Raw genomic sequence first — 24,086 nt, forward strand, 5'->3', positions numbered from 1 at the left:
CGGCGGCAATTGCCAGCGATGACCAGGCTGGGCGGACTATCCGTAGGCGAACACAATACATCACCCGTTTTACATTTCAGTCATCAAGACGGGATTTACAGGAGCAAGTTATGAAAAGAATATTATTGTCCATCTTATGCCTTGGCTGGATGGGAAGCGCTAATGCTGTCAGCCAGCCGGCCCTGGTGATTCAGGTGCCGGAGTCGTTCTATCAGCACCCGGTACATCTTTTACATCCTTATTTGAACTATTGGCACAACCGTGCTGAAGCCGCTGAAGCTGTCGGGCTATCCAGTTTCCAGTCACAGAACTTCACAACATCCAGTTGCGAGGCAGAAGCCAAGGGCCAGGCACTGGTCGTGATTGAGCCGAATATGTTTTATAACCCGCAAACCGGCATTTTCTATAGTGAAATCACCGCCAAAGTGTATAACCAGCCCGCAGCCGAAAGCGCTCTTGGCAAGCCGCTGATGACAGTGAAAGGTGAAGGCCAGTCACGCGGCTGGCTAACTTACAACGTTGAATACTCTACCCATCAGTCATACCAGCAGGCGTTCAACAAGGTGATTCAGCAGTTGCAGCAAAGCCCAACCTTTCAGCAATCGGTAGAACAGGCTCCGGTACAAACGTACCAGGCCTTGTGCAACAGCATTAATACTTTATCTCAACCCAAAGCATTCTTTTAGGAGCCCTTATGTTGTCAGGTAATCGTAGACGTTTTATCCCCAGCCTGTTAACCGCCCTGCTGCTATCCGTAAGCAGTCATAGCCAGGCACATGGTCTGGACCCGGTCAATGGTTTGCTGACCCCGGAATCGGTGGTGCAGGCGGCTGATGGCAAAATCTATGTGTCCGAAATCAATGAATTTGGCAAGGATGGCGACGGCCAGATTCGCGTGATTGACCACGGCAAGTCAGCCGTACTGGTGCAAGGCCTGGACGATCCCAAAGGGCTCACCATCATTGGCAATGATCTGTTCGTTGCCGACAAGAACAGAATCTGGCGCGTCACACTGGATCAATCCCCCGCCAAAGCAGAAGTGTATATCCCGGCCAGCGCATTTCCGCAAATACCGCAGTTCCTGAATGACCTGGCCGCAGATGCCAATGGCAATCTCTACGTCAGTGACAGTGGCGATATCATGGGCACCGGCAAAGGCGGTGCCGTGTACAAAATCCCTCCTCAAGGCAAACCCGCCCTGCTGATTGATGGCCAGGCAGATGCCCGTATTCTGGCACCCAACGGACTGCTGGCAGATGCCAAAGGCGAACACCTGCTGATTGTTGATTTCACTTCAGGTATCTTGTACGACTATGACGTGGCTAGTCACCGCCTGCAGGAAATCGCCAGCGGATTTGGGGGCGCAGACGGGCTTGTCAGGCAGGCAAATGGCACGATTTATGTCAGCGACTGGAAAGCCGGCAAAGTGTATCGTGTCGATAATCATAAGGCCGTACTGGTGAAAGAAGGCTACCAGTCAGCCGCCGATATCGCCTTGAGCCAGGATGGCCATCACCTGCTGGTACCTGACATGAAAGCCGGTGTACTGGACGTGATCCAGTTGCACTGAGTGAGAGAGAATCTGGTCATATTGCCTGGCGGCAGATAAAAAAAACCACGCTTGCGCGTGGTTAAGTGAGAGGATACACACGAAACCGCACATCACCGGCACGTGACAGCAGGGAATCCATCACGCTCCGGCAATATGACAGTTACTTGGTTTGCGCAGTTTTTTTGTCAACCTCTTTTGGAGGATTGACCGCTGGCTGCGCGACAGCGTGTCTGGCAGTCCTGAGATGTTTTTTCATCCCAGCATGTTCCGGTGAAGCAGCGGGTTTTGCCATGGCAGCAAGAGAAACCAGCAAGCATGGCAATACAATGCATATTTTTCTCATGACCGCTCCTTCATTGATTCCTGGCTCGTTTTTCAACTATTTATCGCTCGGCGGATGACGTTCTGTCATGTCACGCTGCCACAATACGCCGCTCGCCTTACAGCCAACTTACAAAGGAGGAAAGGTCGCTAATTGGAGTACACTGCATGCGTCAATCATAATGGGTTCAAACCATGCGATTATTAATTGTTGAAGATGACTTGGTCATCGCGAACGGGCTGGTGCGCGTACTCACACAGGCAGAATACGCGGTGGATCATGTGGCAGACGGCAAGCAGGCATTACGTGCCATCCAGGATGATGTCTACGACCTGGTGATTCTTGACCTGGGCCTTCCGGCCATGGATGGCGTACAAGTGCTCTCTCACCTGCGCCAGCAGGCCAACCCGGTCGCCGTCCTGATCCTGACTGCCCGGGAAGACATGGAAACCCGAGTGCAGGCGCTGGATCTGGGAGCAGATGACTTCCTGACCAAACCGTTCCATCTCGAAGAGCTGGAAGCCCGCGTACGTGCCCTGATCCGCCGCAGCAAGCTGGGCAATAACCTCCCCCTGCAATGTGGCAACCTTAGGCTGGATGTCCCCAATAAACTGGCCAGCATTAATGAGCTTGCCATTACCCTGTCTGCACGTGAATTGCATTTGCTGGAAACCCTGATGCTGCGCATGGGGAAAATCATTGCCAAAGAACAGATTATGGAATCGCTGTGCAACTGGGATGAATCGCTGGGCGACAATGCCATTGAGGTATATATCCACCGGCTACGCAAAAAAATCGAGCCCAGTGGCGCCCGTATCCGCACGGTACGTGGACTGGGGTATATGCTGGAAGCCGAGCATACCAATCTGTAATGGGACCACGCTCGCTTAAAAACCAGCTGCGTTTATGGTTGTTATTGCCCATGCTGGCCGTGCTGGGTATTTCAGCAGCCATTTACTATTCCCGCGCATTGCATTACGCCACCCAGGCCTATGACCAGGCCCTGTTGCGCACCGTCTTTGCGCTGGCTGACGAAGTGGTGGTAGATGAACAGAACAAGGTCAACATTGAGTTGCCTGAAGTCGCCAGCCACTTGCTCAGCTACAACGAAGGTGATCGCGTTTACATCCGGGTCACAGGGCCGGACGGCAGGCTGGTATTCGGTGAAGCACACCTGCCACTCCCTGCAGTATCGCTGGCAGGCAATCAGCAGATGTTCTATGACAGTACCTACAAAGGCGAGCCTATTCGCGCCGTAACCTTTGCCTTACCGGTCAGCGAGGCAGCCGATGCACGTAATATCCTGATCAGCATGGCAGAAACTACGGGCAAGCGGGATATGATGGTGACGGAAATGGTGGAAGAGATGCTGCTGCCCCAGGTACTAATGATGATACTGGCCGCCATCGTTATCGAGCTGGGGATTTATTTTTCCCTCAAACCCATGCACAGGCTGAAAAATGCCTTGCACAAGCGGTCTTATCGGGACCTGAGCCCGTTGAACACCAGCTCGCCCCCGCTGGAGTTGCAGCCAGTGGTGCAAGCCATGAACGGGTTGTTCGAACGGGTTAAATCCGGCCAGGAACAGCAACAGCAATTTATCGCAGATGCCTCGCACCAGTTACGTACACCAATTGCCGGCCTGCAGGCGCAGGCCGAGCTGGCGTTACGCAGCCATCCGCCAGCAGAAATCAAAGAGCCGCTTGACTTCATGTTACGTAGCACAACCCGGCTATCGCATTTGATCCAGCGCCTGCTTAGTATGGCCAGGACCGATGCCGCCACCACGCAACTGAAATTGCAGCCAGTCTCCCTCACCGACATCATTTCTGAAGAATGCGCACGTTGGATCGGACCCGCCACCGACAAAGGGCTCGAGCTCGAGGTGCTGATTGAAACGCAACAGGATCATGTACTGGGCGATGCATTGATGCTGTCCGAAATGCTTAACAACCTGCTGGAAAATGCCATTCTGTACACGCCTAAACAAGGCCTGATCCAGATCCGGTTATGGCAGACCGGGAAATATTTATTGCTGCAAGTCACGGATAGCGGCATAGGCATTCCTCCGGAACAGAATGCGCGCATCTTCGAGCGTTTTCACCGGCTGAATCCCAACCAGGGCAATGGTTGCGGCCTGGGATTGGCAATTGTTGCCGAAGTGGCTGAGCACCACAATGCCACAATCAACGTCAGTGCCGGACTGGAACATCCGCTAACACACGACACGGGCAGCCAGTTCACGGTAAAATTCGAGTGCTATGACGCCCTGTCTGAGAACACTCGCCCTGCAAGCACTGACCCTCAGTGACCCGCAACTGAAATGCACCCAGGTACATTCCCTGTGGGAGAGCCAACGTGCCGGTATTTTGCCATTGGACCCGACACTGCAATTAGTGGCTGGAACACAGATTCCCGGCCGGCCTTTACGTCCGGCATTAGTCCCGCCCAGGCAAGTCCAGCGCCGGGCCATGAATACTGTCGAAGGCCGTGCCGCCCTGATTCATGCGCTCGCCCATATCGAATTCAATGCGATCAACCTGGCACTGGATGCTGTCTGGCGATTTGCCGGCATGCCGGCGGATTATTACAGTGACTGGCTGCTGGTAGCCAAAGAAGAGGCGTATCACTTCACATTGCTGCAAGAGCACCTGCGAACACTGGGATTTGGTTATGGCGACTTTGATGGCCATAACAGTTTGTGGGAAATGGTCGAAAAAACCCGATCCGACGTATTGGCCCGTATGGCACTGGTGCCAAGAACCATGGAAGCAAGAGGGCTGGACGCCAGCCCGCCACTGAAGCAAAAACTGGCACAGGCCGGTGACCATGCCGCCGCCGCGATTCTGGATATTATCCTGCGTGATGAAATCGGCCATGTCGCCATTGGTAACCGCTGGTTCCAGTATTTATGCGATCAGCGTGGCCTGGATATCGTCACCGAGTTTGAAGCATTGTGCCAGCAATACCAGGCACCAAAACTGCGGCCACCCTTTAATATGGAAGCACGTAAACTGGCTGGTTTTACCGAAGCAGAGCTTGCCTATTTAAACGCAGAGCCATTCTGAGCCAGATTAAACAGGCCTTTTGGGCGGAAGATGGCGGAAAGTGATACGGCCTTTTTCCATGTCGTATGGCGACATTTCAATGGTGATTTTATCACCTGCCAGAATACGTATTTTATGTTTGCGCATTTTGCCTCCGGTATAAGCAATCAGGCGATGCCCATTGTCCAGCGTGACACGATAACGTGCATCCGGCAATATCTCGGTCACTGCGCCCTGCATTTCAATCAACTCTTCTTTAGCCATCCGGTATCCTTAAAATAAAAACAAAAAAGCCCGTACACACGGGCTTTATAGCGGGTGTTACTCACCCAAACACACGCATTTAGGCAATGATTTGAATTGCCGACGCTTGTTTACCCTTAGGGCCGGTAGTTTCTTCATAAGAAACGCGCTGATTATCTGCAAGGCTTTTGAAACCGGCAGATTGAATGGCTGAGAAATGCGCAAACAAATCATCACCACCTTGATCCGGGGTAATAAAACCAAAACCTTTTGCATCGTTAAACCACTTTACAATACCTGTTGCCATATGAATTTCCTTAAATAATGAAAGGGTTTCCCCTATTTAGGGCGAGGGTCAAGGTAGCGGGATTAACGATAGAACCGAAAGATAACACCAGAGAAAACAACAATGCTTGAACTTCGCGTGAGTACACTATGCGCCTTAAACTCAACAATAGCAAACATTAATTATAAAAAAATGAAAATAAATCAATGATTTACTTCACTCTACAGCCTGTTGAGCCTGCCATGCCGGAGCAAAACCCCCGTTAGCGGCCAAACTGCGTTCAGACTATTGGCACCGTATCCGGCAAAAAATCTCAGACTGATATCATTAACAAGTTTGCCACACCATCCAGCCCGACGATATTCAATGCGTACCTGGCTTGCTGTTGTACCACCGGTTTGGCATGGTAGGCCACGCCGACTTCAGCGGCTGCCATCATCTTCAAATCGTTGGCGCCATCACCAATGGCGATAGTCTGCCTGGCAGTTAATCCAAGCCGGTCACGCAGCTTGATCAACTCATCGGCCTTACGCTGTGCATCGACAATATCGCCCAATATTTGACCGGTGAGCTTGCCATCCATAATTTCCAGTGTATTGGAAACGGCATAATCCAGCCCCAGGGTTTGTTTGACATAATTGGCAAACACGGTAAAACCACCCGACACCACCATGGTTTTAATGCCTTGTTGTTTACAGAGTTCAATCCAATGCTGGACGCCAGGATTAAATTTCAACCTTTCATCTATCACACGCTGTAGCGCTGTTTCTGGCAGCCCTTTGAGCAAGGCGACCCGTTTGCGCAAACTGGCAGAAAAATCCAGTTCGCCGCGCATGGCGGCTTCGGTGATTTCGGCCACCTGCGGCTTGAGGTTCATCATGTCGGCAATTTCATCAATGCACTCAATCGAAATCAGCGTGGAATCCATATCCATCACGCACAGCCCCATTTTCTGCAAGCGGTGCGCGTCTGCCACCAGCGCACAATCTATCTGTTGTGCAGCACAAAAGGCTTTCACCTCTACATATTCATTTTCGGCCACGGGCAAGTAATAGGCATGTTCCGCAATTTGCACAAACTGGGTATAGCCACCGATCAGGCCGTGAATATGAGTGAGATGTGCCATGCTGATGGCAGGGCCTTGAACCACTAAACGCATGATGAAACCATCTGGAAAATGAAAGGCTGGATTATACCAGTGGAAGCTATCCACTTCCGACTTGTTCAGTATTTGGGCGCATTTGTATTACAGAATTAATGCAAGCAATGGTATGCTTGCCAGCATTTAAAGCGTTCGACGTTGCAATTTCTTTTTGAATATCAGGAAAAGTAATGAAACAAGATACTCAACCCTTGCCATGGTTAAACCTTCCCAACCTGCCACTGCCGCTGAAAGCCCTGTTTGTCGGTTATTTACTGGTGATAGGCATAGGTTTGTGCATGGCCGGCCTGCAAATCATGCTGACGCACGGGATGGCAGATGGCAAGTTCGGTTTATCCGTCAATGATATTGTGTATAGCTATTATGGTGACCGTAGCGGCACCAAACTAGCCAGCAAGCTCAATGGCTCCATGTCAGACAAGGCACCGCTGGAAGTACGCGAAGACATTATCAAATGGGCGCAACTGGGGGCGCCGCAAGACCAGTGGGAATCACACTACAAACAGATTTTTGCCCAGCACTGTGTCATGTGCCACAGCAATATTCCTGGTATTCCGGACTTTACCAAGTATGAAGAAGTGAAAGCCCGTGCCGAAGTGAATGAAGGGGCGACCATCAGCGGCCTGACCCGTGTATCCCATATCCATTTGTTTGGCATCAGTTTTATCTTCTTTTTTATCGGCCTGATCTTCAGCTTTGCCGTGCATGTCCCCAAAATGGCCAAAATCATTGCCATTGCTTTCCCGTTCGCTTTCCTGATTGTGGACGTGATGTCTTGGTGGCTGACCAAATGGTCACCGCACTTTGCCTGGCTGACCATTATCGGCGGCATCGGTTATAGTCTGGCCTCCACCTATATGTGGGTCGTCAGCATGTACCAGATGCTGATCCTGCCACGCAATGGCAAAATCTATGGCAATGCCTGGGCACAAGATCTGTAGTACACGACAGGCACGGCAAAAAACCGCATGGGAACATGCGGTTTTTTTATTTGCAGTCTGGCGTTGCCGGGGTATTTGCGCGAAAATAGCAGCTTAATCACAAAAACAGTTTATCTTCATGAATCTGCACGAATATCAGGCCAAACACTTACTGCAAAAGTACGGTTTGGCGACCCCGACCGGCCTGGTCGTTCAATCCGAAGAAGCCGCTGCAGCCGCCACCAAAGAGCTGGGCGGTGATGCCTGGGTGGTGAAAGCGCAGGTACACGCAGGTGGCCGTGGCAAAGCAGGCGGCGTCAAAGTGGTAAAGTCAGCGCTGGAAGCCCAGACGGTGGCTGGCAGCCTGCTGGGCAAACACCTGGTGACTTACCAGAATGCGCCTGACGGCCAACCCGTACACCAGGTGCTGGTGGAACAAACGCTGCCGATTGCACGTGAACTGTATTTGTCCATGCTGGTAGACCGCAGCCTTGAGCGCGTAGTGATGGTTGCCTCCAGTGCCGGCGGCATGGATATTGAAGAAATTGCGGCAACCCAACCGGAAAAGATCCTGCAGGAAGTCTGCGACCCGCTCAACGGACTGGTGGATTACCAGGCACGTAACCTGGCCTTTGGCCTGGGCTTGAGTGGTGACCAGATTGCCGCATTCACCAAACTGGCCAAAGGCTTGTACAAACTGTTCAAGGATAACGATTTATCCCTGCTGGAAATCAATCCGCTAATTGTCACCACCGATGGCAAACTGGTCGCGCTGGATTGCAAAATGATCGTTGACGATAACGCGCTCTACCGCCAGAAACCGTTTGCCGAGATCCGCGACTGGTCACAGGATGACGCCAAGGAAGCCGAAGCGCATCACAGTGGCCTGAACTATATTGCCCTGAATGGCAATATCGGCTGCATGGTCAACGGTGCTGGCCTGGCCATGGCGACCATGGACCTGATCAAACTGCATGGCGGCATGCCTGCCAACTTCCTGGATGTTGGTGGTGGCGCAACGGCGGAAACCGTCACCAAAGCCTTCAAAATCATCCTGGCGGACCAGAATGTCAAAGCCATCCTGGTCAATATTTTCGGCGGTATCATGCGTTGCGACATTATTGCCACCGGCATTATCACGGCCGTGAAAGAGGTCGGTATGACCATTCCCGTGGTGGTGCGCCTGGAAGGCACCAATGTCGAGCTCGGCAAACAAATGCTGCGCGACAGCGGGCTCAATATCATCTCGGCAGAAGGACTGACCGATGCTGCCCAGCAAGCCGTGAAAGCAGTCAAGGCAATAGCCGATACAGCAATAGTCAGTGAAGGTGTGTAGTCATGGCGATTCTAGTCAATAAAAATACCAAAGTATTGTGCCAGGGCTTCACCGGGAAACAGGGCACATTCCATTCAGAACAGGCGCTGGCTTATGGTACGCAAATGGTAGGTGGGGTCACGCCAGGCAAAGGCGGGCAACAACACTTGAACCTGCCCGTGTTTAACACCATGCGCGAAGCCGTAAAAGAAACCCAGGCCAATGCCAGCGTGATTTACGTACCGCCACCATTTGCAGCAGATTCCATCCTGGAAGCCGCAGATGCCGGCATTGAACTGGTTGTCTGTATCACCGAAGGCATCCCGGCGCTGGATATGCTGAATGTAAAAGCCGCCCTGCGTGCCAATGGCACCAAGCTGATCGGGCCAAACTGCCCGGGCGTGATTACGCCGGACGAATGCAAAATCGGCATCATGCCTGGCAGTATCCATCAACGCGGTAAAGTCGGCGTGGTTTCCCGCTCCGGCACGCTGACGTATGAGGCGGTGCACCAAACCACTGCGCTCGGCTTAGGTCAAACGACCTGTGTCGGCATTGGTGGCGACCCGATCAAAGGCTTGAACTTTATTGAGTGCCTGGAACTCTTTCAGAAAGACCCCGAAACGGAAGCGATCATCATGGTGGGTGAAATTGGTGGCAGCGATGAAGAAGCTGCCGCGGACTTTATCAAGCATCACGTGACCAAACCAGTCGCAGCCTACATTGCCGGCCTGACCGCTCCCAAAGGCAAGCGCATGGGCCATGCCGGCGCGATTATCTCGGGCGGCTCAGGCCGTGCCGAAGACAAGATTGCCGCGCTGGAAGCGGCTGGCTGCGTAGTCGCCGACTCTCCTGCAGGTTTGGGCGAAGCGGTACTGGCGGCCATTCAACGTGCGGGTAAGTAACCTCTCAGGAGACAGCATGAAGCCTTCTTCCCGGACAATGACCTGGTTCCGCCTGTTGCAGTGCAGCGCAGTGCTGTTGCTGGGATTGTCGCTGACAGCCCAGGCTGCCAGCAAGCACAAAAACAAGGGCAGCCCTGACGAAACAACCATCATAGACAAGTCGGCACTGAATGAATCCCCGGCGGATAGCAGTGCAGATATTCCCTACCTGCTGGTCGCCGCCTCCAAAGGCGATTTGATGACCGTCAAGGCGCTGCTTAAAAGCGGTGCCAACCCGAATGTGACAGATGCAGACCAGATCTCGCCGCTGATGTACGCTGCCCGCAAAAACCAGGCCGAGGTCATCCTCACCCTGTTAGACCATGGCGCCAGCTTGAACGCCAAAGACCGGGGCGGCTGGACCGCCCTCATGTTTGCGGCCAAGAAAAACAACCTAGATGCCGTCAAGGTGCTGCTGGAAAAAGGCGCAGATGTCAAAGTCCGCGATCCTGATGGCTGGAGTGCGCTCGGCCTGGCGGCCACCTCCGGTTATAGTGAAATCGTGGGTATGATCATCGCGAAAGGATTCGACGCCAATGTGCGCGCCAGTGACGGTAAAACCGTACTGATGTACGCTGCCCAAAGTGGCGACGTCCCCACCATCACTGCCATTCTGACGCAAGGCGCAGCTCCCAACCTGAAAGACAAGCTGGGTACGACTGCGCTAATGATTGCCGCCCGCGAAGGCCATACCCCGGCAGTGATTTATTTACTCGAGCATGGTGCCGACATAGAGGAAGAAGACGAGCAGGAGTGGACCGCGCTCACCTGGGCAGTCAAAAAAGACCAGAAAGAGGTTGCCAAGGCATTGCTTGAGCGCAAAGCCGATGTCAGCCACCAAGACAGTGAAGGCACGCCGCTGTTGCATCTGGCAGTCAGTACAAACTCTCCTGACATGGCCAGCTTGCTGCTCAGCCATGGCGCCAACGTCAAAACACGCGACCAATATGGCTTAACCGCCTACGTCTACGCGCTCAAAGGCCAGAATCCTGCCATGGTGGAATTAATCAAGGCGGCTGGCGGCAAATATTAACTGGCCACGGTCACACGCATGAAACTTGCAATTGCCCAGATGAACAGCATGGTGGGTGCCATGCAGAAAAATGCAGAGCGCATTCTGGCGCTTGCCAACGAGGCATACGCTGAAGGCGCGCACCTGTTACTGACACCGGAACTGTCTTTGTGCGGCTACCCGCCTGAAGACCTGCTGTTCAGGCAGGATTTCTATGCCGCCAACCAGCGGGCATTGCAATGGCTGGCACAACAACTACCTGGCGAGATGGCGGTGATTATCGGCCATCCGCATGAAGTAGGCGGCAAGCGCTATAATGCCGCTTCCGTCATTCACTCAAACCGCATACAAGCCACCTACCACAAACACCACCTGCCAAATTACAACGTGTTTGATGAAGAACGTTATTTTGAAGCAGGCGACCTGCCTGTGGTATTCGAATGGCATGGGACACGCTACGGCATCCTCATTTGCGCCGATATCTGGGAAGCTGGCCCGGCACTGCAGGCATTGCAGGCAGACGCGCAATTCCTGCTGATCCTGAATGCCTCGCCCTACCACATGCACAAGCAGCAGACACGCTACCAGGTACTGCACGACCGCATCCAGGAAACCGGCCTGCCCATGGTTTATGCAAACATGGTCGGCGGGCAGGATGAGCTGGTGTTTGATGGCGCCTCGTTCTGCATGAACCACCGTGGTGAACTGATGCTGGAACTGCCCATGTTCGAGGATTGCCTGGGTTACCTGCCCCTGGCGCAACATCAGCCTGTAAAAGCAGATGTTGCCACCCATTTGCCGCTGGAAGCTGCGGTTTACCAGGCGCTGCAACTGGGGCTGAAAGATTACGTGCGGAAGAACGGATTCCCCGCTGTGGTATTGGGTCTCTCTGGCGGCATAGACTCTGCCCTGACCCTGGCGATTGCTGTGGATGCCCTGGGCAAGGAGCGCGTCAAGGCTGTGATGATGCCGTCAGAATTTACTGCGGGCATCAGCGTGGAAGATGCCGCGGAAATGGCCAGGCTGCTGCAGGTTGAATACAGCGTACTGCCTATCAAGCCATTGTTTGATGGTTTCTGCGATACGCTGGCAACAGAGTTTGCCGGCAAGGCATTTGATACCACGGAAGAAAACCTGCAAGCACGTATCCGCGGCATGCTGCTGATGGCCATCAGTAACAAGTTCGGCAGCCTGGTTATTACCACCGGCAACAAGTCCGAAACGGCCGTTGGTTATAGCACTTTATACGGTGATATGGCAGGTGGCTTCGCCCTGATTAAAGATGTACCGAAAACACTGGTTTACAAACTGGCACGCTACCGTAACAGCCTCAGCCCGGTCATTCCAGAACGAATTATCACGCGTGCACCCAGTGCCGAACTGCGCGCAGACCAGACCGACCAGGACAGCCTGCCGCCTTATGACATCCTTGATGCCATTATGGAAGCCTATGTGGAAAAAGACCTGGGCATAGAAGCCATTATCAGCCTGGGTTACACCTCAACCGATGTCCGTCGCGTGACACGCCTGATTGACCGTAACGAATATAAACGCAGGCAGGCCGCGGTGGGCGTACGCATTACGGAACGCGGATTCGGTAAAGACCGTCGCTACCCCATTACCTGCAACCTTGCCTTTGAATGATAGTTGAATTTGAATAAAAAGCAGCGGTTGCGTAAACTATTAAACGACTCAAACACGGAGCAGATATGAAAAAACTTGAAGCCGTCATTAAACCATTCAAGCTGGATGAAGTGCGTGAGGCCTTGTCGGCCATTGGCGTCAACGGGCTCACCGTGACCGAGGTCAAAGGATTCGGCCGCCAGAAAGGCCACACTGAGCTCTACCGCGGTGCCGAGTATGTAGTGGACTTCCTGCCTAAAATCAAGGTAGAAGTGGTACTGGCCGAAAATATGCTGGATAACGCCATTGAAGCGATTATCAAAGCGGCCCACACTGGCAAAATCGGTGACGGCAAGATTTTTGTCACGCCCATTGAACAAGTGATCCGCATCAGAACCGGCGAAACCGGTGAAGAGGCCATTTAATCATTCACTGAAATAACTGCATATGGCCGGGGAGGTATCCAGCTGCCCGGTCCGGAACAAGCGCCAGCTCCTTCCTCTCTGTTACCATTTTGCCATCATGTCCCTGGTTCTGATTAAAACCATACTCCTGCTGTCCGCTGCGAATCTGTTTATGCTATTCGCCTGGTATGGCCATCTGAAAGACCTGCATCAGAAACCACTGTGGTTGGCCATTATTGTCAGCTGGGGCATTGCGCTGATTGAATACTCCTTGCAGGTTCCCGCCAACCGCATCGGGTTTAGCCAGTTAAACCTGGCACAGTTAAAAATCCTGCAGGAAGTCATTACGCTGATTGTGTTTATTCCTTTTGCCGTCATGTATATGCAGCAACCGCTGAAATGGGATTATTTATGGGCCGGCTTATGCATGATGGGCGCGGTTTATTTCATTTTCAGGACCTGACGCGGCTTTAAGTTGCCTGCGCAGCTATTCAAGCTGCCTATCCAAGTAAAAAAAGCCTCACTAAAATGAGGCTTTTGGATTCTGGCATCACAAGCTATTTACAGTGAATGCACTGAACTGGTAAATATCTCACGTACTGCCGCTAAATCTTCAGCGGTATCCACGCCACTCGCCGGAGCATGCGCGGTGATGGTGACGGCAATCTGGTAGCCATGATACAGCACCCGCAACTGCTCCAGGCTTTCCACTTTTTCTAGTGTCGTTGCTGGCAGACTGGCATATTGCTTGAGGAAACTTACCCGGTAGGCATAAATGCCGATATGCCGGTAAGCCGTCAAGTCTGTACGATATTCGGCATCCCGCGGATAGGGAATCTGGGCCCGACTAAAATATAGGGCCTGCCCTTTGGCGTTCAGTACCACTTTGACAATATTGGGGTTTTCAAACGCAACCGCATCATGAAACGGATGACAGGCAGTGGCCATGACCGCTTGCGTGTCTTTGGCCAGGGCCTGGGCCACTTCATTAATCAGCACAGGGTCAATCAGCGGCTCATCACCTTGCACATTGACAACTATCGTTTCGTCAGGCCAGCCCATGTTCTGTACCACTTCAGCAATCCGGTCCGTGCCTGAGGGGTGATCGGCCCGTGTCATGACAGACAGGATCCCGTATTGGCTGGCCACCTGCATAACAGGCTCATGGTCGGTGGCAATCACCACCTCGCCCGCCTGGCTTTTTGCCGCCTGGCTGGCCACCTGTATCACCATGGGTTTGCCGCCAATATCCAGCAAAGGCTTGCCCGGCAGGCGGCTACTGGCAAAGCGGGCAGGAATCACTACTTTGAACATGATGGATTACTCTGTGTATTCGTGCTCTTCCAGCCGGCGCGCTTCCTCTTCCAGCATGACCGGAATACCGTCCCGTACCGGATAGGCCAGGCGGGCGCTCCTGGAGATTAGCTCCTGCTTTTGCTTGTCATACACCAGTGGCCCTTTGGTCACCGGGCAAACCAGAATTTCCAGTAATTTGGCGTTCATTTCGATGTTCCTTCACGTTGTTGCAACAGGCGGATCACACAGTCTGTCAATGATTGCGCATGCCCGACCGGCGCCAGCACAGCCTCTACTGGCAAGAACCAGGCATCCGTCAAACCGAGATGCCGACATTTTACGGCATCTTTCTCCGTCATCAGAATGGTTTTTTTGCCTATCACTTCGTCAAAGTCTGCTGCAGTGTAGGCATGATGGTCGACAAAGATTTGCGTTTCACAGGGTAAGCCCATGGACTGTACCAACTGGAAAAATCGTTGCGGGTGGCCAATGCCGGCAATAGCCAGCAATGGGCGCTGGCACAGAGCATCCAGCGTCGTCTGGGTGGAAAAATCCGGCACGGCGGTCCAGTGACCTGCTTGCAAAGATTGCTGGAATGTCGGCCGGGACACTTTGGTAAGGGGCAGCTGCCCGGTTTCCACCACCAGATCGACCTGCCGCAAGCGCCGGATCGTTTCACGCAGCGGCCCTGCAGGCAGCAAACGGCCATTGCCCAAGCCTTGTGGCCGCTGTACTACGGCAATTTCAACATCACGCTGCAAGGCATAGTGCTGCAAGCCATCATCACAAATCAGCACATCCGTTTGCGGGTAAGCCTGCAATAGCGCCCGGCCACCCTCCACCCGCAACGGATGGACATATACCGGACAAGCACTGCGCCCGGCAATCAGCACCGGCTCATCGCCATATTCCCCTGGATCACTCCCAGGCAATACCTCCCCGGTTTTCTGGCCACCATAGCCGCGGCTCAGGATGCCCGGATGATAGCCAGCCGCACGCAGTTGCCTGGCCAGATAAATCACCAGCGGCGTTTTGCCTACGCCACCAATCGAAATATTGCCGATAACGATGACCGGCACCGGCAGCGCCGTACTGGCTAATATGCCCCGGCGATAACACCATCGCCGCAGGCCTGCCAATAGTGCAAACAGCCAGGAAACCGGCACCAGCAGGATCTGGGCCCAGCCGGTGGATTGCCATTGCTGTTCAAACCATTGCTGCCACATCAGTCGTCTTGAAACTGTTTGTGGTAGAGCTTGTTGTAATAGCCATTGAGCGCCAGCAGTTCCTGATGCGAACCTGTCTCCATGATTTTGCCGTGATCCATGACAAAAATCCGGTCCGAGTTTTCAATGGTGCTGAGCCTGTGGGCAATCACGATGGTCGTCCGGTTCTGCATCAAACGGTCCAGCGCTTTCTGTACATGCAACTCGGACTCACTATCGAGTGCCGAAGTCGCTTCATCCAGTAACAGGATAGGGGCGTTTTTCAGGATGGCACGGGCAATCGCAATACGCTGGCGCTGACCGCCTGATAAACGCACGCCCCGGTCACCGATCTCACTCTGCAGGCCTGATGGCATCTGCTGGATAAACTCCCAGGCATTGGCAGCTTTGGCAGCTTCAATCACTTCCTGCTCAGTGGCATCGCGCAAGGCGCCATAAGCAATATTGTTAAACACGCTGTCGTTAAACAACACGATGTCCTGGCTCACCAGCGAAAACTGGGCACGCAAGTTTTCCAGCTGGTAATTGTTGACATCCACGCCATCCAGCAACACTTTGCCCTGCTGGGATTCGTAAAAGCGTGGCAGCAAATTGACTAGCGTGGTTTTACCGCTACCGGAACGCCCGACCAGGGCGACCTTCTCACCCGGCTGAATATCAAAACTCAAGGCAGACAAAGCATTTTTCCTGGCTTCCGGATAGCGCACCGACACCTGCTCAAAACGCAACGCCCCGCGCGCACGTGCAACCTGGTAATGGCCACGATCCACCTCATTCTCAATATCCAGCACGCCAAACACGCTCTGGGCGGCAGCCAGGCCTATCTGCAAATCCTCATTGGCTGCGGCAATATGCTTGATCGGTGCAATCAGCATCATCAAGGCACCCACAAACGCGGCGAACTCACCAATAGTGAACTGCGACAATGCGTAGTACACCACCAGCCCCAAGGAGACGGCGGATAACACCTCAATCATCAGGCTGTTCAGTCCCGAGATTCTGGCAGTACGCAATTCCAGCCGCCGGTTGCGGCTAACTACCTCGCCAAACCGGTCGTTTTCGAAAGTTTGCGCGCCAAAAATCTTGACTATGCGCTGGGCCGCAATGGCCTCCTCGGCGGTTTTGGTAATCTCGCCCACCGCTTGCTGTACTTTTTTCGCATTTGCACGCAATTTTGGTGTGGTGCGCGCCAGATACATTCCCATACCAGGGGCCACCACGGCAAAAATCAGGGTCAAGCGCCAGTCCAAATAGAGCATATAGCCTACCAGGCCGATGACCGTCAAAACGTCACACAGGACATTCAGTGCGGAACGGGTCACAACAGTCGATAAGCGCTCAATATCGTACGTCATTTTCGAGACCAGCAAGCCGTTGGAATTTTTATCAAAAAAACTCACTGGCAGCATCAGTAGTTTGGCAAAGACTTGTTTGCGCAATACTTCCACTACACTACGCGCCACGATGCGCAAACTGTATACCGAGAAAAAGCTCGCGATCGCCCTGATCAACATTAAGCCGAACAGCATTAAAGGCAATATATAGGCCTGCTCCGCAGATGTCCTGGTAAAGCCCTCATCGGTCACTTTCTTGATCATCGCCAGGAACACGGTGTTACTGGAAGCCAGCACCGCCGTGGCGATCATGGACCAGACAAAATGCAATTTATATTGCCAGGCATATGCAAACAGGCGTTTGTATAACAGCGTCGGCTGGGTAATAGTCACTGATTCAGAAGATGATTTTCGCGCCATGCGGCCCTCGGACAGACTAAAAACAAACAGCCCGCCAATAGTGACGGGCCTGGAAGCGGATCACAAGATGATGGTGTTGCCAGCGCCCCATCAGCGGGCGTTCACCTGTGTCGCAAAAGTAATATGGGTGTAGTTCGCCATGCGCGACGCTTCCATGATATTAATCACGGACTGGTGCGTGGCCTTGGCATCGGCATTGATAATAATGGTCGGTTCCTTACCCGATGGCCCTGCTGCACCGGCCTGGGTCAAGGCTGCTGATAATTCAGACACCACTGCCCCATTTGCCTCTTTGCCATTCACCAGGTATTTGCCATTCGCATCCACTTCGACGGTAATCGTCAATGGTTTCTCCTGCGGGGCATTGGCTTCCGCCGTCGGCAGGTTGATTTGCAGTTCACTGGTCCGTGAGAATGTGGCGCTGACAATCAGGAAGATAATAATCACCAGCAATACATCAATCAGTGGAATAAAGTTGATTTCCAGCTCTTCGTCCCGGATACCGCGCTTGAAATTCATACATTGGCCTTCTTAACGATTAACCGCGGTCGCCGTGGATAATCTCCACCAGCTTGACCGCCTGCTGCTCCATATCCACCAGGAAACCATCCACTTTGCTACGGAAATAGCGATAGGCAATCATGGAGGGCACGGCCACCACAATACCGGCCGCCGTGTTGTACAAGGCGACAGAAATACCACGCGCAAACTGGGCGACATCGTGACCGCTATTGGTAAACGAACCGAACAGTTCCACCATCCCGATTACAGTGCCCAGCAAACCAAGCAAAGGGGCAACTGTTGCAATCGTGCCCAGTGTCGGCAGGTATTGCTCCAGTTTGTGCGCCACCGCGCGGCCGGTTTCTTCAATGGCTTCCTTGGTCACTTCACGGGAATGGCTGGCATTGGCTAACGCACTGGCAAATACTTTACCTAGCAGGGAGTGCGCCTCCAGGCGGCTCAGGGTTTCACGGGTGACACCGCCCTGCTTGAGCCAGTTCTGCACCTCAGGCAGCAGCTGTTCAGGGGTAACGACTGAAGAACGCAGCGCCCAGGCGCGTTCCACGATAATTGCCAGTGCAATCACTGAAGCAATAATCAGGGGCCAGATTGGCCATCCGGCCGCTAAAATGATTTCCCACACAGCAAACACTCCTGTTGTTTTTAAACTTCCGCTACTTTAGCGTTAACCAGCCGTCAGGGCAAGTTTTGTCCGGTATCCACCACGTTACAATTCCCAGTAATGGGGCTCGATTTGCCGCCAGCTGCGCACAGTGGGTACAGATCCCGAGAGGAAGTCGATCAGAACGGCACCATGCCTGTCCGAACGTAATACCTGACTGTCCCGTACATGGTAGCGTGCGACGACTTCCGCCTTGGGGTGGCCGAAGCGGTTAAGGTAGCCCGTTGTTGCAATCGCGACTTGTGGCTGAACCGCGGCAACAAAGCCAGCTGTTGAAGAGGTCTTGCTGCCATGGTGTGGCATGGTCATGACACTGGAAGCCAATGCGCTACCCGCTGACTGTAGCAACCAGCGCTCAGCCTCTTTTTCAATATCTCCGGTCAGCAACAGGCTACCATGCGCAGAACTCACCTGTAACACACAGCTTTTGTTGTTGTCTTTCACTGCTGCGTTCACCTCCCTGGCCGGGGACAATACGAGAAACACCACCCCATCCCACTGCCATTGCTGGCCGGCATGACAGGCATAATGTGGCAAAGGAGCCGCACGAGGAGCAGATTGCATTTGCCGGAAAAAACTGGCGTCCGGCGTCAGTGAGCTCAGGAGGCTGCCAGCAGGTACCCCGGCCAGCACAGAGGCCATGCCGCCGACATGATCATTATCATCATGTGAAATCACCGCAATATCCAGGTGTCGCACACCCAGATGCCGCAAATAAGGCAGGACGATACGCTGCCCGGCATCGCTTTCTTCATTGTATGCCGGGCCAGCGTCGTAAAGCAGCGTATGGCGGGCAGTTCGTACCAGCACACTGAGACCCTGTCCGACATCCAGCACAGTGACTTGCATTTGGCCAGGTTGCAGCAATGGTTGCGTAGGTAACCCCAGCGGCAACCACAATAACAAGCCAGCCCAGCGCAGGGGCCATCCACGCGGCATTAACCAGGCCAGGGTTCCCAGCATGGCCATGCCCCAGGCCCACAGGGGCGGTGTAGGCACATACCAGACCGCCCCCGGTAACTGGCGTAACCAGTGCAGGCCGTGCGCGCAGCATTCCCACAGGATCGCCGCGAATTGCAGCAGGAAGTCCAGCGGCAATACTGCACCAGCGATGGCAAGCGGTACGACGCCCACGCTGACCAGCGGAATAGCGAGCCCGTTCGCCAGCGGCGAAATCAGCGAAAGCTGGTTAAACATCAGCATCAGCACCGGCACAAACGCCAGTGTAACCACCCATTGGGTCTGCAAGGCACTCTGCCACCAGCGCGCAGGTCGCAAACGCCCGCTCATGGCAAAAGCCAACACTGCAACGGCGCCAAATGACAACCAGAAACCGGGCGCCATCACGGCCCAGGGATCCAGGACTAGCACCACCCAGATGGCAGCACTCAATATCCACGGGAATGGCAGTTGCCGCTTCCAGCTGAGCATGATAACCATGGTCAGCAGCATGAACAGCGTGCGTTGTGTCGGAATGGAGAACCCGGCGAGGGCAGAATAGAGAATGGCCACCAAGGCCCCGCCAGCACTGGCAGCCAGCCGCGACGGTAACCGCAGCGACCATGCTGGCCGCAAACGCCATATCCAGCCGGTCAGCATATATCCGAGCGAGGCCAGCATGGTAATGTGCAAGCCGGAAATCGATACCAGGTGGTTAATGCCGGTATCCACAAATAACTGCCAGTCTGCCCTGGATATCTGACTGTCATCCCCGATCACCAGCGCCCGTACAACGGCACTCTGCGGGGTAGCACCCAATACCCGCTCAATCCGCTCTCCTACCACCGTACGCCAGCGCGCAATCAGCGCCGACGGCTGCCAGACCAGCGCCTGTAACCGTCGCATGGGTGCGCGCGTGACAATGGTTCCGCTGGCACCTATCTGGTTGGCGAGGCTCCATGCCGCATAATCAAAGCCATGGGGATTCCTGGTGGCATGTGGCCGCTTGAGCCTGACATGCCATTGCCAGCGCTCGCCGGCTTGCAATGACGGCAAGACGTCCGTTGACTGGCTGATATCCCCACGGTGTGACTGATAATAAAGATGCAGGCGCACCCGCCCAGGTAACGGGCAATCAGCCCTGAAGCTACGCTCAATCACCACATCGACATGCTGTCCATGTGCATCACGCTCGGGAACACTGACGATCACGCCTTGCACCGCAATCACCTGCTGCTCGCACGCGATTGGCAACTGGGTGTGCAAGCGAAACCAGGCCCGCCCCTGCGCCCAGGCAAAACCGAGGCAGGCAATTAACAGGAGTATGCAGAGTTTACGCAGGATTTCAGCGTAAGGATGTAAAACAGCGTGGGTGAAACGTGCGTGCGTAGCTATCAGCCCGCTGGCAGCACAGGCGGCCAGCCAGCCCAGCCAAACGGTGACAGACCAGAGTTGCGGCTGTTGCTGAAACAGCCAGACGCCAAACAACAACCCGATTGTCGCGCCTGGCAGCATGAATGCGGTTATACCGAAGAAATGGCCTGCTCAGGATGACATTCTATGGTTTGCAACCGGCCATCCTGCAGATGATATTGCCGGTGCATGCGGGCCGCCAGTGACAAATCGTGCGTGACCACCACCAGCGCTGTCCCCTGCTGGGACTGTATCTGCAACAGTAATTCAAATACCTGCTCCGCGGTTTGCCGGTCCAGGTTTCCGGTAGGCTCGTCTGCCAGTATACAGCGTGGTTGTGTCACCAGCGCACGGGCGAGTGCAGCCCGCTGGCGCTCCCCGCCTGACAGCTCTCCTGGCGTATGTTGCAAGCGATGGGCAAGACCGACCTGCGACAAATAATATTCTGCCTGCGCCAATGCCTGCGCACGCGGAATACGGCGGACAAACAAGGGCATGGCGACATTTTCCAGTGCACTGAATTCCGGCAACAAATGATGGAACTGGTACACAAATCCCAGGTACTGGTTGCGCATGGCGCTTTTTTCGACTTCGGACAATGATGCCAGCGGCTTGCCTAACCATTGCACACTGCCGTGCGTAGGCGCATCCAGCCCACCCAGCAAATGCAGCAAAGTGCTTTTTCCGCTGCCGGACGTCCCGACAATGGCCACATGTTCGCCTGCTGCCAGTTGCAAATCCACCCCTGTCAGTACCGATGTATCGAGGCCTTCATATGTCTTGGCCAGCCCCTGGCACTGCAAAATCATATTACTCATAACGCAATGCCTCTGCCGGATTCATTTTAGCAGCGCGGCCACTGGGGTACAGCGTCGCCACCAGGCTCAGGATAATGGATAACGACACAATCGCAGTCACATCCGACCACATCAGTTTGGAAGGTAAATCGCTGATGTAATACACATCCTTGGACAGGAATTGCACATTGAAAGTCCGCTCTATCCACGGCACCACGGTTTCGATATTCAGCGCCAGCAACACGCCCAGCACTGCCCCGGAAACCGTACCGATCACACCTATCATCGCCCCTTGCACCACAAACATGCGGCGGATGGCCTGTGGCGTGGCACCCATGGTTCGCAAAATGGCGATATCGGCCCGTTTGTCTGTCACTGCCATCACCAGGGTAGACACAATATTAAACGCCGCCACCGCCACAATCAGCGCCAGGATAATGAACATCACGCGTTTCTCCATCTGGATCGCCTTAAAGAAATTGGCATGCTGCTGCGTCCAGTCGGTAATGTAGTAATTGGGCCCCAGTGCCTGCATCAGCTCGCGGCTGACGCGGTCTGCCATAAACAGGTCCGCCAGTTTCAAGCGTATGCCGGATACCTGGTCACCCATGCGATACAGCTTGGCTGCGTCGTCCATGTGGATCAACGCCAGCCCGGCGTCATACTCATACATACCGACCTGGAAAATCCCGCTCACGGTAAATTGCTTGATGCGCGGCACCAGACCTGCCGGTGTCACCTGGCCCTGCGGTGCCATCAACACCACTTTCTCGCCTAGCCGCACACCGAGCGCCTGCGCCAGGTCTGCCCCCAATACAATATTAAACTTGCCGGCCTGCAGCGCATTCAGTTGCCCGACTTTCATCTGAGAAGCCAGCTCGGAAACGGCACTTTCTTGCACCGGCAATACCCCGCGAATCAGCACACCCTGCACAGCCTGGTCGCGTGTCAGCATGCCCTGCGCCATGATATAAGGCGCCATGCCTTGTACCGGACTGGAAAAGGCTTTGGGCGGAATGGATTGAATCTGCTGCTGCACATGCTGCCAGTCAGGCAGGCCAGCGTCAAAACTGCGCACTTCTATATGTGACGCCACACCCAGGATGCGTTGACGCAATTCGTCCTGGAAACCGTTCATGACGGACAGCACCACAATCAGCGCCATCACGCCCAGAGCGATGCCTATCATGCTGGTCAGCGAAATAAACGAAATGAAATGGTTGTTACGCTTGGCCCGCGTGTAGCGCCAGCCTATCCATAACTCGTAAGGCAGGCGTTGTGCCAGCGCGTGTTTGAATGCAGAAAATGAACCGTGACTCATGCCCGTATCTTAACAGGTTTAAGCAAATATTTGCTGGCACTTTCGCCGGTCACTGGCTGTGGCACAGGACTGTCAGTCAACTCCGACGCATGATTGCGCGATTCTCCGACTGTATCCCGGAATGGTAGCCTTTAAGATGCCTACAGGTCCCATGACCGACAGAATGAATCTTAAATCTTAGGAGAACCGGCATGAATAAAGATATTTTCGAGGGTAACTGGAAACAACTGAAAGGCAAAGTGCAGGAGCAATGGGGCAAGCTGACCAATGATGACCTGGATGTCATTGAAGGCAAGCGCGATCAGGTTGCCGGTAAAATCCAGGAGCGTTATGGCATCAGCAAAGATGAGGCCGAAAAGCAGATCAAAGCCTGGGAAAAAGACCACCTGCATTAATGGGGTGATCGACCTCCGGTGAAACAGGGCAAGCACAGCTTGCCCTGTTTCATGGCATCTCTCCCAGGAAGATGCAATTAAAAGCCAGCGTCCCGGATGACGTCAATCTCCAGGCACTCAAGCGCCCTGGCCCGTTCATAGTATTTAATAGCCCTGTGCTGGAATTTTTCGGCAAGCCGGTCAGTCCGTGCTGCAAGGGTTTTATCCCTGGCAACCACATTGAACAGGTAAGACGCAATGCGTTGATGAATCTGGGCATTCGCATACAGATCACTCAGCAGTTTTTTCTTTGCTATTGGTTTCATATCCTCCCCTTACTATCCGTCATCCATTTACCTGATATTTTTATAAATACTGGCAGGCTTGCGTACAAGGTCAGCCAATACATAAAAACCCGTTTTGGGATATTCTATAACGGGTTATTTAATTTTGGCTATGCCAAGCTCTATACACAGCCAAAATTATCAACTCTTCAGGGAAATGCTGGTGAATGCACGTTTGGCTGCCGGCCTGACACAGGTTGAACTGGCACGTCAAATCCAGAAGCCGCAAAGCTATGTCTCAAAATACGAGCGTGGAGAGCGCAGGGTGGACTTTACCGAATTTATACACATCGGCACCATTCTGAAAATTGACCCCCGGCAGTTTATTGCGGAATATCTTCAGAAAACGTCTGCATAATCGCCGACAGCCAAGGAGGGAGGGATATCATTATGGAAAAACGCACATTGTTTAAGCACCTGCTGGATACCTGGCAATCGTTGGACGGCGTATGGCAGCAAGATGCTTTTCTATTGTGGATGTGCGTGATAGTGGTGGTAATGCTGTTTTCCAGCGGTGCCGTTATTGGCTTATTCTTGCAATCCCTGTGGGGAATTTTTACCAGCGGCCATCAACGGACAGAGACTGACACCAGCCCTCATCCATGAAAA

Annotated in this window: 29 protein-coding genes; 15 read left to right on the forward strand and 14 right to left on the reverse strand. The window is 53.7% G+C overall.

Annotated elements, in window-relative coordinates; genetic code table 11:
* Window positions 1-110 precede the first annotated feature (110 nt).
* Both BLP53_RS02915 and BLP53_RS02920 read left to right on the forward strand, forming a co-directional pair.
* Complete coding sequence (locus tag BLP53_RS02915; protein ID WP_091469603.1) at window positions 111-686, forward strand: hypothetical protein; 576 nt, start codon at window positions 111-113, stop codon at window positions 684-686.
* 8 nt (window positions 687-694) lie between these two features.
* The gene (locus tag BLP53_RS02920) at window positions 695-1,570 is read left to right on the forward strand and encodes an SMP-30/gluconolactonase/LRE family protein (protein ID WP_091469607.1); all 876 of its coding nucleotides are present in this window, start codon (window positions 695-697) and stop codon (window positions 1,568-1,570) included.
* A gap of 142 nt (window positions 1,571-1,712) precedes the next feature.
* On the opposite strand, the gene BLP53_RS02925 is transcribed toward BLP53_RS02920, so the two are convergent.
* Window positions 1,713-1,895, reverse strand: coding sequence for a hypothetical protein (locus BLP53_RS02925; protein ID WP_091469610.1), 183 nt, complete (start codon window positions 1,893-1,895; stop codon window positions 1,713-1,715).
* 173 nt (window positions 1,896-2,068) lie between these two features.
* Between BLP53_RS02925 and BLP53_RS02930 the strand changes: the two genes are divergently transcribed.
* The 3 genes from BLP53_RS02930 to BLP53_RS02940 are packed head-to-tail and all read left to right on the forward strand — an operon-like array spanning window position 2,069 to window position 4,942.
* Window positions 2,069-2,746 carry a response regulator gene (locus BLP53_RS02930; RefSeq protein WP_091469613.1) on the forward strand — a complete coding sequence of 226 codons (678 nt, stop codon included), beginning with the start codon at window positions 2,069-2,071 and terminating at the stop codon, window positions 2,744-2,746.
* Complete coding sequence (locus BLP53_RS02935; RefSeq protein WP_091469617.1) at window positions 2,746-4,185, forward strand: sensor histidine kinase; 1,440 nt, start codon at window positions 2,746-2,748, stop codon at window positions 4,183-4,185. The genes BLP53_RS02930 and BLP53_RS02935 overlap by 1 nt, the downstream gene beginning before the upstream one ends.
* Window positions 4,136-4,942, forward strand: coding sequence for a ferritin-like domain-containing protein (locus BLP53_RS02940; protein WP_091469621.1), 807 nt, complete (start codon window positions 4,136-4,138; stop codon window positions 4,940-4,942). The genes BLP53_RS02935 and BLP53_RS02940 overlap by 50 nt, the downstream gene beginning before the upstream one ends.
* A 6-nt stretch (window positions 4,943-4,948) precedes the next feature.
* Here BLP53_RS02940 and infA read toward each other — a convergent pair whose 3' ends face one another.
* The 3 genes from infA to serB all read right to left on the reverse strand — a co-directional run bounded on the left by infA (window position 4,949) and on the right by serB (window position 6,609).
* Entirely contained in the window at window positions 4,949-5,185 is a 237-nt protein-coding gene (infA, locus tag BLP53_RS02945; RefSeq protein WP_091469625.1) for a translation initiation factor IF-1, read from the reverse strand.
* A gap of 79 nt (window positions 5,186-5,264) precedes the next feature.
* Window positions 5,265-5,471, reverse strand: a complete 207-nt coding sequence (locus tag BLP53_RS02950) for a cold-shock protein (protein WP_091469629.1) — start codon at window positions 5,469-5,471, stop codon at window positions 5,265-5,267.
* Between the two features lie 292 nt (window positions 5,472-5,763).
* Window positions 5,764-6,609 (reverse strand): phosphoserine phosphatase SerB, encoded by an 846-nt coding sequence (gene serB / locus BLP53_RS02955; RefSeq protein ID WP_091470441.1) that lies wholly within the window; start codon window positions 6,607-6,609, stop codon window positions 5,764-5,766.
* Window positions 6,610-6,782: 173 nt separating this feature from the next.
* On the opposite strand from serB, the gene BLP53_RS02960 reads away from it, so the two are divergent.
* The 7 genes from BLP53_RS02960 (at window position 6,783) to BLP53_RS02990 (ending at window position 13,293) form a co-directional block, all read left to right on the forward strand.
* The gene (locus BLP53_RS02960) at window positions 6,783-7,553 is read left to right on the forward strand and encodes an elongation factor-1 alpha (RefSeq protein WP_091469632.1); all 771 of its coding nucleotides are present in this window, start codon (window positions 6,783-6,785) and stop codon (window positions 7,551-7,553) included.
* Window positions 7,554-7,671: 118 nt separating this feature from the next.
* Window positions 7,672-8,868: an ADP-forming succinate--CoA ligase subunit beta gene (gene sucC, locus BLP53_RS02965; protein ID WP_091469635.1), complete on the forward strand. Its 1,197-nt coding sequence runs from the start codon at window positions 7,672-7,674 to the stop codon at window positions 8,866-8,868.
* A gap of 2 nt (window positions 8,869-8,870) precedes the next feature.
* Window positions 8,871-9,752, forward strand: coding sequence for a succinate--CoA ligase subunit alpha (gene sucD / locus BLP53_RS02970; protein WP_091469637.1), 882 nt, complete (start codon window positions 8,871-8,873; stop codon window positions 9,750-9,752).
* A 16-nt stretch (window positions 9,753-9,768) separates the two neighbouring features.
* On the forward strand, window positions 9,769-10,824 hold the full coding sequence (locus BLP53_RS02975) for an ankyrin repeat domain-containing protein (protein WP_176755191.1): 1,056 nt from the start codon (window positions 9,769-9,771) through the stop codon (window positions 10,822-10,824).
* 18 nt (window positions 10,825-10,842) lie between these two features.
* The gene (locus tag BLP53_RS02980; RefSeq protein ID WP_091469646.1) at window positions 10,843-12,447 is read left to right on the forward strand and encodes an NAD+ synthase; all 1,605 of its coding nucleotides are present in this window, start codon (window positions 10,843-10,845) and stop codon (window positions 12,445-12,447) included.
* Between the two features lie 65 nt (window positions 12,448-12,512).
* Window positions 12,513-12,851 carry a P-II family nitrogen regulator gene (locus tag BLP53_RS02985; protein WP_091469649.1) on the forward strand — a complete coding sequence of 113 codons (339 nt, stop codon included), beginning with the start codon at window positions 12,513-12,515 and terminating at the stop codon, window positions 12,849-12,851.
* A gap of 97 nt (window positions 12,852-12,948) precedes the next feature.
* A complete protein-coding gene (locus BLP53_RS02990; protein ID WP_091469653.1) occupies window positions 12,949-13,293 on the forward strand; it encodes a DMT family protein in 345 nt (114 codons plus the stop codon).
* Window positions 13,294-13,391: 98 nt separating this feature from the next.
* Here BLP53_RS02990 and kdsB read toward each other — a convergent pair whose 3' ends face one another.
* The 9 genes from kdsB to BLP53_RS03035 form a co-directional block, all read right to left on the reverse strand.
* Window positions 13,392-14,144, reverse strand: a complete 753-nt coding sequence (gene kdsB, locus BLP53_RS02995) for a 3-deoxy-manno-octulosonate cytidylyltransferase (protein ID WP_091469658.1) — start codon at window positions 14,142-14,144, stop codon at window positions 13,392-13,394.
* A 6-nt stretch (window positions 14,145-14,150) separates the two neighbouring features.
* Window positions 14,151-14,333, reverse strand: a complete 183-nt coding sequence (locus BLP53_RS03000; protein WP_091469661.1) for a Trm112 family protein — start codon at window positions 14,331-14,333, stop codon at window positions 14,151-14,153.
* Entirely contained in the window at window positions 14,330-15,352 is a 1,023-nt protein-coding gene (gene lpxK / locus BLP53_RS03005) for a tetraacyldisaccharide 4'-kinase (protein WP_091469665.1), read from the reverse strand. The genes BLP53_RS03000 and lpxK overlap by 4 nt, the downstream gene beginning before the upstream one ends.
* A complete protein-coding gene (gene msbA / locus BLP53_RS03010; protein WP_091469669.1) occupies window positions 15,352-17,106 on the reverse strand; it encodes a lipid A export permease/ATP-binding protein MsbA in 1,755 nt (584 codons plus the stop codon). The genes lpxK and msbA overlap by 1 nt, the downstream gene beginning before the upstream one ends.
* A 90-nt stretch (window positions 17,107-17,196) precedes the next feature.
* The gene (locus BLP53_RS03015) at window positions 17,197-17,625 is read right to left on the reverse strand and encodes an ExbD/TolR family protein (RefSeq protein ID WP_091469671.1); all 429 of its coding nucleotides are present in this window, start codon (window positions 17,623-17,625) and stop codon (window positions 17,197-17,199) included.
* A 19-nt stretch (window positions 17,626-17,644) separates the two neighbouring features.
* Window positions 17,645-18,250, reverse strand: a complete 606-nt coding sequence (locus BLP53_RS03020) for a MotA/TolQ/ExbB proton channel family protein (protein WP_091469675.1) — start codon at window positions 18,248-18,250, stop codon at window positions 17,645-17,647.
* Window positions 18,251-18,334: 84 nt separating this feature from the next.
* Entirely contained in the window at window positions 18,335-20,743 is a 2,409-nt protein-coding gene (locus tag BLP53_RS03025) for a DNA internalization-related competence protein ComEC/Rec2 (RefSeq protein WP_091469678.1), read from the reverse strand.
* Window positions 20,744-20,751: 8 nt separating this feature from the next.
* On the reverse strand, window positions 20,752-21,459 hold the full coding sequence (gene lolD / locus BLP53_RS03030; RefSeq protein ID WP_091469682.1) for a lipoprotein-releasing ABC transporter ATP-binding protein LolD: 708 nt from the start codon (window positions 21,457-21,459) through the stop codon (window positions 20,752-20,754).
* On the reverse strand, window positions 21,452-22,759 hold the full coding sequence (locus tag BLP53_RS03035; RefSeq protein WP_091469685.1) for a lipoprotein-releasing ABC transporter permease subunit: 1,308 nt from the start codon (window positions 22,757-22,759) through the stop codon (window positions 21,452-21,454). Before BLP53_RS03035 ends, lolD begins: the two co-directional genes overlap by 8 nt.
* A 191-nt stretch (window positions 22,760-22,950) precedes the next feature.
* Here BLP53_RS03035 and BLP53_RS03040 point away from each other — a divergent pair, with 191 nt between their 5' ends.
* Entirely contained in the window at window positions 22,951-23,154 is a 204-nt protein-coding gene (locus tag BLP53_RS03040; RefSeq protein WP_091469689.1) for a CsbD family protein, read from the forward strand.
* Between the two features lie 77 nt (window positions 23,155-23,231).
* Here BLP53_RS03040 and BLP53_RS03045 read toward each other — a convergent pair whose 3' ends face one another.
* Window positions 23,232-23,459: a hypothetical protein gene (locus BLP53_RS03045; RefSeq protein ID WP_091469692.1), complete on the reverse strand. Its 228-nt coding sequence runs from the start codon at window positions 23,457-23,459 to the stop codon at window positions 23,232-23,234.
* A gap of 181 nt (window positions 23,460-23,640) precedes the next feature.
* Here BLP53_RS03045 and BLP53_RS03050 point away from each other — a divergent pair, with 181 nt between their 5' ends.
* Both BLP53_RS03050 and BLP53_RS03055 read left to right on the forward strand, forming a co-directional pair.
* Window positions 23,641-23,835, forward strand: coding sequence for a helix-turn-helix domain-containing protein (locus BLP53_RS03050; RefSeq protein ID WP_218119017.1), 195 nt, complete (start codon window positions 23,641-23,643; stop codon window positions 23,833-23,835).
* A gap of 32 nt (window positions 23,836-23,867) precedes the next feature.
* Window positions 23,868-24,083 carry a hypothetical protein gene (locus BLP53_RS03055; RefSeq protein ID WP_091469696.1) on the forward strand — a complete coding sequence of 72 codons (216 nt, stop codon included), beginning with the start codon at window positions 23,868-23,870 and terminating at the stop codon, window positions 24,081-24,083.
* Window positions 24,084-24,086 lie beyond the last annotated feature (3 nt).

Origin of the sequence: Methylophilus rhizosphaerae (genome assembly GCF_900100975.1) — a bacterium.
GTDB classification, from domain to species: domain Bacteria; phylum Pseudomonadota; class Gammaproteobacteria; order Burkholderiales; family Methylophilaceae; genus Methylophilus; species Methylophilus rhizosphaerae.

Excerpts from the sequence above, each read along its gene's own strand:
- BLP53_RS02915 (WP_091469603.1), top strand. The coding sequence starts at position 111 with ATGAAAAGAATATTATTGTCCATCTTATGCCTTGGCTGGATGGGAAGC.
- BLP53_RS02920 (WP_091469607.1), top strand. The coding sequence starts at position 695 with ATGTTGTCAGGTAATCGTAGACGTTTTATCCCCAGCCTGTTAACCGCC.
- BLP53_RS02925 (WP_091469610.1), bottom strand. The coding sequence starts at position 1,895 with ATGAGAAAAATATGCATTGTATTGCCATGCTTGCTGGTTTCTCTTGCT.
- BLP53_RS02930 (WP_091469613.1), top strand. The coding sequence starts at position 2,069 with ATGCGATTATTAATTGTTGAAGATGACTTGGTCATCGCGAACGGGCTG.
- BLP53_RS02935 (WP_091469617.1), top strand. The coding sequence starts at position 2,746 with ATGGGACCACGCTCGCTTAAAAACCAGCTGCGTTTATGGTTGTTATTG.
- BLP53_RS02940 (WP_091469621.1), top strand. The coding sequence starts at position 4,136 with ATGACGCCCTGTCTGAGAACACTCGCCCTGCAAGCACTGACCCTCAGT.
- infA (WP_091469625.1), bottom strand. The coding sequence starts at position 5,185 with ATGGCTAAAGAAGAGTTGATTGAAATGCAGGGCGCAGTGACCGAGATA.
- BLP53_RS02950 (WP_091469629.1), bottom strand. The coding sequence starts at position 5,471 with ATGGCAACAGGTATTGTAAAGTGGTTTAACGATGCAAAAGGTTTTGGT.
- serB (WP_091470441.1), bottom strand. The coding sequence starts at position 6,609 with ATGCGTTTAGTGGTTCAAGGCCCTGCCATCAGCATGGCACATCTCACT.
- BLP53_RS02960 (WP_091469632.1), top strand. The coding sequence starts at position 6,783 with ATGAAACAAGATACTCAACCCTTGCCATGGTTAAACCTTCCCAACCTG.
- sucC (WP_091469635.1), top strand. The coding sequence starts at position 7,672 with ATGAATCTGCACGAATATCAGGCCAAACACTTACTGCAAAAGTACGGT.
- sucD (WP_091469637.1), top strand. The coding sequence starts at position 8,871 with ATGGCGATTCTAGTCAATAAAAATACCAAAGTATTGTGCCAGGGCTTC.
- BLP53_RS02975 (WP_176755191.1), top strand. The coding sequence starts at position 9,769 with ATGAAGCCTTCTTCCCGGACAATGACCTGGTTCCGCCTGTTGCAGTGC.
- BLP53_RS02980 (WP_091469646.1), top strand. The coding sequence starts at position 10,843 with ATGAAACTTGCAATTGCCCAGATGAACAGCATGGTGGGTGCCATGCAG.
- BLP53_RS02985 (WP_091469649.1), top strand. The coding sequence starts at position 12,513 with ATGAAAAAACTTGAAGCCGTCATTAAACCATTCAAGCTGGATGAAGTG.
- BLP53_RS02990 (WP_091469653.1), top strand. The coding sequence starts at position 12,949 with ATGTCCCTGGTTCTGATTAAAACCATACTCCTGCTGTCCGCTGCGAAT.
- kdsB (WP_091469658.1), bottom strand. The coding sequence starts at position 14,144 with ATGTTCAAAGTAGTGATTCCTGCCCGCTTTGCCAGTAGCCGCCTGCCG.
- BLP53_RS03000 (WP_091469661.1), bottom strand. The coding sequence starts at position 14,333 with ATGAACGCCAAATTACTGGAAATTCTGGTTTGCCCGGTGACCAAAGGG.
- lpxK (WP_091469665.1), bottom strand. The coding sequence starts at position 15,352 with ATGTGGCAGCAATGGTTTGAACAGCAATGGCAATCCACCGGCTGGGCC.
- msbA (WP_091469669.1), bottom strand. The coding sequence starts at position 17,106 with ATGGCGCGAAAATCATCTTCTGAATCAGTGACTATTACCCAGCCGACG.
- BLP53_RS03015 (WP_091469671.1), bottom strand. The coding sequence starts at position 17,625 with ATGAATTTCAAGCGCGGTATCCGGGACGAAGAGCTGGAAATCAACTTT.
- BLP53_RS03025 (WP_091469678.1), bottom strand. The coding sequence starts at position 20,743 with ATGCTGCCAGGCGCGACAATCGGGTTGTTGTTTGGCGTCTGGCTGTTT.
- lolD (WP_091469682.1), bottom strand. The coding sequence starts at position 21,459 with ATGAGTAATATGATTTTGCAGTGCCAGGGGCTGGCCAAGACATATGAA.
- BLP53_RS03035 (WP_091469685.1), bottom strand. The coding sequence starts at position 22,759 with ATGAGTCACGGTTCATTTTCTGCATTCAAACACGCGCTGGCACAACGC.
- BLP53_RS03040 (WP_091469689.1), top strand. The coding sequence starts at position 22,951 with ATGAATAAAGATATTTTCGAGGGTAACTGGAAACAACTGAAAGGCAAA.
- BLP53_RS03045 (WP_091469692.1), bottom strand. The coding sequence starts at position 23,459 with ATGAAACCAATAGCAAAGAAAAAACTGCTGAGTGATCTGTATGCGAAT.
- BLP53_RS03055 (WP_091469696.1), top strand. The coding sequence starts at position 23,868 with ATGGAAAAACGCACATTGTTTAAGCACCTGCTGGATACCTGGCAATCG.